The 7,509-nt window shown below is 64.0% G+C and carries 10 protein-coding genes; 9 read left to right on the plus strand and 1 reads right to left on the minus strand.

The window, feature by feature from the left end:
* The 7 genes from MUO23_13465 to MUO23_13495 form a co-directional block, all read left to right on the plus strand.
* Window positions 1–429 (plus strand): hypothetical protein (locus tag MUO23_13465; protein ID MCJ7513958.1); only part of this gene is annotated, 429 nt, incomplete at its 5' end.
* A 133-nt stretch (window positions 430–562) separates the two neighbouring features.
* Entirely contained in the window at window positions 563–1,021 is a 459-nt protein-coding gene (locus MUO23_13470; GenBank protein ID MCJ7513959.1) for a GNAT family N-acetyltransferase, read from the plus strand.
* 124 nt (window positions 1,022–1,145) lie between these two features.
* Window positions 1,146–1,724 (plus strand): 50S ribosomal protein L9, encoded by a 579-nt coding sequence (gene rplI / locus MUO23_13475; protein ID MCJ7513960.1) that lies wholly within the window; start codon window positions 1,146–1,148, stop codon window positions 1,722–1,724.
* A 60-nt stretch (window positions 1,725–1,784) separates the two neighbouring features.
* On the plus strand, window positions 1,785–2,702 hold the full coding sequence (locus tag MUO23_13480) for a DUF4115 domain-containing protein (GenBank protein MCJ7513961.1): 918 nt from the start codon (window positions 1,785–1,787) through the stop codon (window positions 2,700–2,702).
* 350 nt (window positions 2,703–3,052) lie between these two features.
* Window positions 3,053–3,943: a hypothetical protein gene (locus tag MUO23_13485; GenBank protein ID MCJ7513962.1), complete on the plus strand. Its 891-nt coding sequence runs from the start codon at window positions 3,053–3,055 to the stop codon at window positions 3,941–3,943.
* A gap of 154 nt (window positions 3,944–4,097) precedes the next feature.
* On the plus strand, window positions 4,098–5,423 hold the full coding sequence (rimO, locus tag MUO23_13490; GenBank protein MCJ7513963.1) for a 30S ribosomal protein S12 methylthiotransferase RimO: 1,326 nt from the start codon (window positions 4,098–4,100) through the stop codon (window positions 5,421–5,423).
* Window positions 5,424–5,466: 43 nt separating this feature from the next.
* Window positions 5,467–5,688, plus strand: coding sequence for a hypothetical protein (locus MUO23_13495; GenBank protein MCJ7513964.1), 222 nt, complete (start codon window positions 5,467–5,469; stop codon window positions 5,686–5,688).
* Between the two features lie 305 nt (window positions 5,689–5,993).
* On the opposite strand, the gene MUO23_13500 is transcribed toward MUO23_13495, so the two are convergent.
* The gene (locus tag MUO23_13500; protein MCJ7513965.1) at window positions 5,994–6,401 is read right to left on the minus strand and encodes a hypothetical protein; all 408 of its coding nucleotides are present in this window, start codon (window positions 6,399–6,401) and stop codon (window positions 5,994–5,996) included.
* 14 nt (window positions 6,402–6,415) lie between these two features.
* Between MUO23_13500 and deoC the strand changes: the two genes are divergently transcribed.
* Together deoC and MUO23_13510 are read left to right on the plus strand one after the other, a co-directional pair.
* Window positions 6,416–7,081: a deoxyribose-phosphate aldolase gene (gene deoC, locus MUO23_13505; GenBank protein MCJ7513966.1), complete on the plus strand. Its 666-nt coding sequence runs from the start codon at window positions 6,416–6,418 to the stop codon at window positions 7,079–7,081.
* 30 nt (window positions 7,082–7,111) lie between these two features.
* Window positions 7,112–7,509: FGGY family carbohydrate kinase (locus tag MUO23_13510; protein MCJ7513967.1), on the plus strand; the 398-nt coding region annotated here is incomplete at its 3' end.

The following is a 7,509-nucleotide window of genomic DNA, read 5'->3' on the forward strand; positions in this document are numbered from 1 at the left end:
GAGTTCGATCATCTGGCGGAGCAGCTGAAACCGATCCTCGATCCCGACCTGGTGCTCGTCGTCGAGCATCAGGGCGAACCGGTGGCATTCGGGCTGACCCTGCCGGATCTGAATGAGCCGCTGCGCAAAGCCTACCCGAGGCCCGGTACGCCCGAGTGGGCAACGCTGGCCAAACTAGCCTGGCATTGGAAAGTGCGGGGCAGATTGAAATGGTTGCGGGTGCTGGCGTTGGGTGTGATGCCGGAGTTCCGCGGCCAGGGGGTGGATGCGCTGCTTTACCTGCAGACCGCGCGCAACGCCTTCCCCAAGGGGTATCAATTCGCCGAGATGAGCTGGATCCTGGAATCGAACGACATGATGAACCGGGCGATCCGGCTGCTCGACGGAGAGGTCTACAAGACATACCGGGTGTACGAGAAACGTCTGTGACCGTTCTCGCACCCTCCCGGTACCCTGACTGACGTTGGAAACTAGCCCGGGAGGGGGCCGGCCCGAAGGGGCCGCGCCCACTCCCAACCCTGCCGCCCGGCCCTAGCACCGGCGGTTGCCCAGGATCTGCTCCTTGCTGCATCCCCTCCCCATCGAACTTGTGCGTGCCTCCTGGAGAGACCTGCGGGCCGTCTCGGCGCTCGAGGAGGCGTGTTTCGGTTCCGACGCCTGGCCATGGATCGACGTCCTGGCCGCTTTGTCGTTGCCCGATGCGGTGCGCCTCAAGGCTCAAACGGATGCCAGGCTCGTAGGCTTCGTTTTCGGCGAGCGCCGCGACCGGCGCCGGGTGGGCTGGATCTCTTCTCTGGCGGTCGACCCGGCGTTCCAGCGCCAGGGAACCGGCCGGGAGCTGCTGCGGCGCTGTGAGCGCCAGCTGGCGACGGCCAGCCTGCGCCTGGCGCTGCGCCGAACGAATGAGCCCGCCCTAGCCTTGTACCTCAGCGAGGGTTACCGGCAGATCGAGGTCTGGCCAGGCTACTACCGAGATGGGGAGGACGGCCTGGTCATGGGCAAGCCCGGGCCGGCGGGCTGAACCTCAGCCTCTGCTCTCTGCAAGACCCGCCCTGTCTGATACAATCCCACCCCTGACGGGCGTTGTACCCTTCGCCCCGGGCGCCTGGCGGCGCCCAATCCTTGCAAGAAAGGGCTTGATCCCCATGAGAGTACTGTTGCTGAAGGACGTCTACAAACTCGGCCGCGCCGGCGATATAAAGAAGGTGGCCGACGGCTTCGGCCGCAACTTCCTGGTGCCCCAGGGTCTAGCCATGATGGCCACCCCGGGGGCGATCAAGCAGGCCGATCGCATCCGCCGCGTGGCTTCCGTGGAGCGAACGCGTCTGAACCAGGAATTGGGGGCCGTCGCCGAGCGGTTGAACGGTCTGCAAGTGGTCTTCGCCACCAAGGCCGGGGAGACCGGCAAGCTGTACGGGTCCATCACCCACCAGATGATCGCCGAGGCGATTGAGAAGGCGACCGGGGTACAGGTGGAGCGGCGCCAGATCGACTGCCAGCCAGTGAAGACGCTGGGGGTTCACAAGGCCCGGATTCGCTTGACGGTTGACCTGATTCCCGAGGTGCAGGTGGTCGTGCATCGCGAGGGCGAGCCGCCCGAGTCGGCTTTCGAGCAGCGACCGGTGGTGGTTGCCGTGGTCGAGGCCGCCGACGACCTGGTCGACGACGAGGCCGGGCAGGATGAACTGGCGGTTTCCGAGATCGAGTCGGAACCGGAAGACTGACCCAGGGCGTGAACTCAGACGGCCAGTTCGGCCTGCGCACGGAGCCCGGTCCGAACGTAGATGGATGACCTGGGGCACACGTTGCGCGATGCGCGTGAGCGCCTCGGCCTCACCCTCGAGGAAGTCGAGCGCGGCACCCGCATCCGCACCCATCACCTTGAAGCCATGGAACGCGGGGATTGGGATTCCCTTCCCTCGCCGGTGCAGGCTCGGGGTTTCCTGCGCAACTACGCTGACTTTATTGGCCTCGATCCGGGCGCGATCCTGCTGCGTTATGCCGATCTGATCCAGGCCCGACGGCCGTCCCCGCCCACAGCAACTCCGCCCCGGACGGCCCGCCCGGAGAGTGCGGGTGAGGTTCGTGTGCGGCGGCCTCGCCTGATCTCCTCCGACATCGTCATCGCCTCGGCGATCTCGTTGGCGCTGCTGGTGCTGCTGCTGTGGGGAGCCTCGTGGGTGATGGCCAGCCTGCGCCAGCAGACCCTGGAGGATGCCGGCGAAACGCCGCCGGAGGTACCGGCGGCTGAGTTGTCCACGGCTGAGGCCGATACCCCCACGCCTGGTCTGCCGGGTGGGCTTGTGCTCGAGGAGGTGACGGCCGTGCCTTCGATCACGCCGACGCTTCCCATTGGCCCCATTGGCGCCCTCGGCCTGCGGTTGGCCGTAGAGAAGGACGCCTTCCTGCTGGTGCTCGTTGATGGCCGGGAGCAGATGCGGCAGCGCGCCCGCCCGGGAGAGGTCTTCGACTTCCAGGGGCAATCGCTGATCGAGGTTCTGACCGGGAATGGAGGCGGCGTGCGGGCAATCTTCAACGGCAACGACCTGGGTTTGATGGGCGTGTTCGACGAGGCCGTAGTGCGTCTGTACTCTCAGGAGGGCGTGCTCACCCCGACCCCGACCGTGACCCGGACCCCTGCCGGGGGCACGGCGACCGCCACCCCGCGTCCGCCAACCCCTAGCCCTCCCACCGCTGGATAAGCGTGAGGGAAGCGGGGCAGATACCCGCAGCCGGCGGACTTCCAGACCGGTCTGGCAATGACCGGCGGAGCTCCCACACGGCTGAGATCAAGCGACCCGCCTGGCGTGGTCTCTCCGCCCGTGCGGGGCGATTGGGGCGGGACTGTATCGTGATCGCCAGCCTTGCCGCCTGCGTTCCTTTGCGCCCAGCACCGACTCCAACCCCGCCTGTGCCTACCCGTCCGAGCGAGACCCAGCCGCCAGCTGCCACCTCAACGCCGATGGCGCCGCCCGCAACCGCTACGCTGGAACCCCAGCCTGCGCAACCGGGGCCCTGTCCGATCGAAGAGTCGGGCGGACTGATCACCGAGATGCAGCGGATCAGTGGCGAGATGCCGGGTCCGGATTCTGAGGGCATGCAGGTCCCGACCCTCGACCAGATGCTGGCCTGGTCGGGCCTGGTGGACGCCGTCAGCCGAAGCGATCTCGATACAGCCTGTCGGTCCTTGGCTGAGAAGGGCTTCCCTTACCAGGTCGTGGTCTTCACAGACCTGCCCCATGAATCGGAGCGGGTGATTCTCCTCCGCGAGATCGTGCCCATCACAACCGGCTGGGGCACCTACGTCTTTCGCCCAGGCTCAGAGCGTGACTTGCTGATCGAGGTGCCTCACCCTCTCGCCGACAGCCGAACCCGCACGCAGGGGGTCGTGCTGTTCCGCAGCCTGTCGGCGCGGGCCCTCTTGATGGCCGGCGCCCACCGCTGTGCCAACGCCAGCTACGCCACCTGCGGCGGGACAACGATTGCCTGCGGCCAGGTGGAGCCGTATCGCGAGTCGGATGTGGCCCACGCCACCCGGACGATGTTCCAGGCTGCTCACCAAGCCCTGGCGCCCTGCAGCGGGAGCAGCCTGGCAATCCAGCTGCACGGCAACAGCCTGAGCACCTGCCCGGACCTTTTCATCAGCAACGGCTCAACCCGGCCGGGGGAGTTTAGCCAGGCGCTGTATCAGCGGGCGCGCGAAACCTGCCCGGACTTTGCAGTGGATCTGGCGGACGGAGCGGCTGGCGAATGTGGCTTCTACGGCGACGGCGCCCAGGCGAGCTATCACTTTGCCTGCGGTATGGGTTGGGACACGAATGCCTGCCCGGACGCCGTCCGACGACCCGAGGGGCCGGAGCGTTACCTGTCGCTGGAGCAGTCGTGGGAGCTCAGGCAGGACTACGCCTGCCTGGTGGAAGCCTTGGAGCAGACCCTGCAGTGACCGCGTTGCCATTGTCCCGCTCAGTACGATTCCTGCGGTTAATGGCCGCCACCCCCAGCCATCGCCGGCGCCCAAGCCAATCGGGCTTGGCCGCTGGGCCCAGCCGCCCGTTCAGGGGCTGCGGAACTCGGTCAGGCCCATCCAGGATAATGGAATGAGGCCGCGCTACCATCTGGTCTCGCTTGGCTGCGCCAAGAACACCGTCGACTCGCAGTCGATGGCCCAGTTGCTGGAGCGCGACGGATTCCGCAACACACCCACACCCGAAGATGCCGACGTCTTGCTGGTGAACACCTGCGGCTTCATCGGCCCGGCGCGTGAGGAGTCGCTCGCCGCCCTGCGGCAGCTGGCGGCCGCCAAGCGCCCGGGCCAGCTGCTGATTGCAGCCGGATGCCTGACCCAGCGCTACGGGGCCGAAATCGCCCAACAGGTGCCGGGACTGGACGGCCTGCTGGGAACCCGGCGCTGGCTGGACATCGTCGATGTCGTTCACCAGGCGCGTCGCAACCGGCAGCCGGTCTACGATCTCCCGCAGGCGCCAACGGTCGCCATGGACAGCCCGGGCATCTCCCGCACCGCAGTCCAGGGCGCCAGCGCCTATTTGAAGATCGCCGATGGCTGCCGCCGGCCGTGTGCCTTCTGCGCTATTCCTTTGATCAAGGGGACCGCCGTCAGTCGGCCCAAGGCCGCCATCCTGTCCGAGGCGCACGCCCTGCAAGAGCAGGGTGTGCAGGAGATCGTGCTGATCGCCCAGGACACGACCGACTACGGGCACGACCTGGGGCTGCGGGATGGACTGGCGGACCTACTGGACGACCTTGCGCCTGCTGTGCCGCAGGTCCCGTGGATCCGCGTGCTCTACGCTTACCCGGGCTGCGTCACGGACCGGCTGATCGAGGTCATCGCCCGGCACCCGAATGTCGTGCCGTATCTGGACATGCCGCTGCAGCATGCCCACCCGCGCTTGCTGCGGGCGATGCGCCGGCCGGCCAACGTCGAGTGGGTGCACCGCACGCTCGAGAAGATGCGCCTGGCGATGCCGGAGCTGGTGCTGCGGACCACGTTCATTGTCGGCTATCCGGGGGAGACGGAGGCCGAATTCCAGGAGCTGCTCGACTTCGTCCAAGCCACGCGCTTCGATCGCCTGGGCGTGTTCACCTTCTCCTTCGAGCGCGGGACGGCCAGCGAGCCGCTGGGCGATCCTGTGCCGGAGGCGGTCAAGCAGGAGCGCCGGGATCGCCTGATGGTTGTGCAGCAAGCGATATCGCTCCAGAACAACCAGGCGCAAATCGGACGCAGGCTGCAAGTTCTGGTGGAGGGGCAGGGCGAGGGTCTATCGATTGGCCGATCGTATCGGGACGCGCCCGAGATCGACGGCATGGTCATCGTCGAGGGAAACCTGCCCGTCGGGTCGATGGCGCCCGTATTGATCCAGGGCGCGCTGGAGTACGACCTGACCGGGACCCCGAGCCTTCCCTAGGCTGTACTGTTTCGTAAAGGTGTGCACAATGATCGAGGGTCATGTGACGTATCCTTCCCGTTGGTCCAAACCCTCGATCATGAAAGGCTTCCCCTTGTGGATGGAAGACCTGGGGCGCAAGAACATAGTTCTGGAAGGCGTTGATTGCAGGATCCATGATGAAGCAGACGTCTATCGCAATGCCGTCGCCCAGACAAAGTACGATCCACTACCCCTCGGCGCACTAGCGACCACCCACAAGATCGATTTGCCTACGGCGGCGTGAGATACGTTTGACTAGCTTGACCCCTATGCTCAGATCACGGACGAGGCTTCCAGCATCTCAAAGCTCGAAGGACGGCTTGAGGGCCAAGCCAAAGATCCCATCACCTCAGGGCACAGCGTGGATGCCAGCATCGGCAGAGACTACTTCGCACGTACCGGTGGAGACGTGCTCTGCTTTGGCGCTGGAGGGTCTGCATTCGCAGCCCCGCTATACTTGAACAACATGGGAGACAAGGGCGACCGCCCCAAACGATCCTCTTTGGTCAACCGTTCTCAAGGACGTCTGGATCATGCCAAGGAAATGGCTCAAAGCTTGAAGTCAGATATCGAGAGCGAATACATACAGAATGCTGACCCGGCGGTCAACGACAAGATCATGTGGGACTTCCCACCGTACGGCGTCATCATCAATGCAACCGGCATGGGCAAGGGAACCCCGGGCTCGCCGATCACCCGGGAAGGGCAGGCAGCATCGCCTGGGGATTCAACTACCGCGGCGAGCCGGCCTTCATGCATCAGGCACTTGCCCAGGCCGAAAGCCGTGGAGTTGTGGTTGAAGATGGCTGGCTCTGTCTTGTGCCCGGCTGGACGCAGGTAGTCGCTCGGGTGCTGCACTTTGATCTCACCCCAGCTCTGTTCGGCGAATTGAAGAAGAGCCGCCGTGTCTGTTAGGAAGTAACTTGAAAGGCCGGTAGTGAATGCTCCTGACAGCAAGAGCAATCGCCAAGATGATTGACCTCTCATGTGTTCAGACAAGTTCCAACAAAGCCGACATAGATGCGATGGTGAATGCCGCCCTAAGGCATGGGTTCGGCCAAGTGTCGGTCCTGCAGTGTTTCATTCCCTACACAAGAGAGCTACTTAGAGGCAATCCCGAGATCCACGTGGTCGGGAATGTCAGCTTCCCCTCTGGCTCAGATTCCACCTCGCTCAAAGTAGTGCAAGCTAGAGAGATGATCGCCGCAGGCTGCGACGAAATCGATATGGTTATGAATATTGGCAACCTGCGCTCAGGCGATATTGCAGGTGTGGAAGACGACGTGCGGGCGGTCATTGACGCCGTACGTCCGATTCCCGTAAAAGTGATTATCGAGATCATGTACCTCACCCCGCAGGAAACGGAACAGGCATGCGGCATCTGCCTGCGAGCTGGAGCTGCCTTCGTCAAGACCGGCACCGGCTGGGCGAAGCGCAGTACGACCCCGGAGGATGTGCGTCTGGTCAAGTCAATTGTGGGGGACCGCATCAAGATCAAAGCTTCCGGCGGTATCCGCGACCTGGATACTCTGGTAGAAATGTACAAAGCCGGGGCGACACGCTTTGGAGTTAACCTGAGCAGTGGCCTAGACATCCTGCAGGAGTGTCTGTCGCTGGGAACCGGTATCGAGGTTTAGCCAGACCCACCTAGACCCATTGAGAGACTGATGGACAAACATATCCTCTCGTTTGATCTTGGAACTGGCGGCAATAAGGCGTCTCTCTATGGTGAGGAGGGCAACTGCCTGGCAAGTGCCTTCGTTCCCTATTCGACGCACTATCCGCATGTGGGGTGGCATGAACAACGCCCTGCAGACTGGTGGAACGCAGTCGTGGAAAGCACTCGAATGCTGCTTAACTCCAGCGGGATGGACAAGAAGAGCATCGTCGGCCTGGGGATCTCGGGTCACAGTTTGGGCGCAGTCCCCGTTGATGAAGGCGGCAACCCCTTGAGAGACGCGACCCCAATCTGGTCCGACATTCGTGCCCAAAAGGAAGTCGCGCGTTTCTTCGAGATCATCGATCCCGATGAATGGTACTTGACCACAGGGAATGGCTTCCCCGC

This window comes from Anaerolineales bacterium, from assembly GCA_022866145.1.
In the GTDB taxonomy this organism is placed as follows: Bacteria; Chloroflexota; Anaerolineae; order Anaerolineales; family E44-bin32; genus PFL42.

Coding starts and splice junctions, on each gene's coding strand:
- rplI (MCJ7513960.1), top strand. CDS start 1,146: ATGAGAGTACTGTTGCTGAAGGACGTCTACAAACTCGGCCGCGCCGGC.
- MUO23_13480 (MCJ7513961.1), top strand. CDS start 1,785: ATGGATGACCTGGGGCACACGTTGCGCGATGCGCGTGAGCGCCTCGGC.
- MUO23_13485 (MCJ7513962.1), top strand. CDS start 3,053: ATGCAGCGGATCAGTGGCGAGATGCCGGGTCCGGATTCTGAGGGCATG.
- rimO (MCJ7513963.1), top strand. CDS start 4,098: ATGAGGCCGCGCTACCATCTGGTCTCGCTTGGCTGCGCCAAGAACACC.
- deoC (MCJ7513966.1), top strand. CDS start 6,416: ATGATTGACCTCTCATGTGTTCAGACAAGTTCCAACAAAGCCGACATA.